The sequence below is a fragment of the Actinomyces sp. MRS3W genome, assembly GCF_032465695.1.
In the GTDB taxonomy this organism is placed as follows: Bacteria; Actinomycetota; Actinomycetes; order Actinomycetales; family Actinomycetaceae; genus Actinomyces.
Genome location: NZ_JAWDJJ010000291.1, coordinates 1 through 1439 on the forward strand (window position 1 = coordinate 1; position 1439 = coordinate 1439).

Genomic DNA, 1439 nt, shown 5'->3' on the forward strand with positions numbered 1-1439 from the left:
CGACCCGGTCGCCCAGGCGCGCAGCGAGGCCGTCAGCGCCGCCGGCGGTAATGGCTTCATGGCCGTCTCCGCCACTCACGCCGCCCTACTGCTGGCCCAGGGGGCGGGGCGGCTGGTGCGCCGAAGCGATGACCGCGGCGTCGTCGCCGTGCTGGACCCGCGGCTGCGCACCGCCCGCTACGGGAGTTTTCTGGCCCGTTCCATGCCGCCGCTGTGGCCCACCCGCGACCGCGAGGTTGTCCTGGCGGCGCTGGGGCGCCTGGCCGCCGCGGGCTAACCCGCGGCACGCTGCAGGTTCGCCCCCGGCACACGGCGGGCACGGCGTCGGGCACGGCGTCCGAACCCGGCGTATACGAGCCGGGATCGATTCCGCCAGTATTTCCTCCGTACTCGTGCGGCGTCGTGGACGACCGCGTACCCTGACCTGTGGGTGGGCCTGCTCACCAACCTGGCAAGACTGACAACCCCAGATTCGGAGGAACACAGTGTCAGAATCCACGATTACCAACAGCGCCCAAGGCTCTTACCCCACGGCCCGTTCGGGCCGTCCTTCCAAGGTCGCCATCATCGGCGCCGGCGCGGTTGGCTCCACACTCGCCTACGCCTGCGTCACCAAGGGCGTCGCCCGGGAGATCGTCCTGCAGGACATCGTCAAGGAGAAGGTCGAGGCTGAGGCCCTCGACATCGCCCAGGGCATCCAGTTCACCTCCGCCGGCGCCGTCTCCGGCTCCGATGACCCAGAAATCTGCCGCGACGCAGACGTGGTTGCCATCACCGCCGGCGCCAAGCAGAAGCCCGGCCAGTCCCGCCTGGAGCTCGCCGGTGCGACCGTCGGCATCATGGAGAAGATCCTTCCCAAGCTGGTCGAGGTTGCCCCCAACGCCATCTTCCTGCTGGTGGCCAACCCGGTCGACGTCGTCACCTACTGCTCCAAGAAGATCACGGGGCTTCCCGAGAACCAGATCTTCGGTTCCGGTACGGTCCTGGACACCGCTCGTATGCGCTACCTGGTTTCGCTGGAAACCGGGACCGCCACACAGAACATCCACGGCTACATCGCCGGCGAGCACGGCGACTCCGAGGTCGCCCTGTGGTCCTCCACCGAGATTGGCGGCGTGCCGATCACCCAGTGGGGCACAACCCTCGACGGCGGCGTGTTCGACCAGGCCAAGCGCGACCGCATCGCCCACGACGTGGTCCGCTCCGCCTACCGCATCATTGAGGGCAAGGGAGTGACCAACTACGCCGTCGGCCTGGCCGTCTCCCGCATCATCGGGGCGATCCTCAACGACGAGCAGCGCGTGCTCACCATCTCGCCGCTGCTGAACAACTGGCACGGTATCTCCGACGTGTGCATGGCGGTGCCGACCATCGTCGGCCGCGAGGGCGCCGGCCGCCGCCTGGAGCTGCCGCTCACGCTCGACGAGCGTGACCGGCTC

At 68.9% G+C, this 1439-nt stretch carries 2 protein-coding genes; both read left to right on the top strand.

Annotated features, from left to right (window positions below):
• Window positions 1-277: helicase C-terminal domain-containing protein (locus tag RWX45_RS11155; protein WP_316023794.1), on the top strand; the 277-nt coding region annotated here is incomplete at its 5' end.
• 208 nt (window positions 278-485) lie between these two features.
• Window positions 486-1439: L-lactate dehydrogenase (locus tag RWX45_RS11160; RefSeq protein WP_316023795.1), on the top strand; the 954-nt coding region annotated here is incomplete at its 3' end.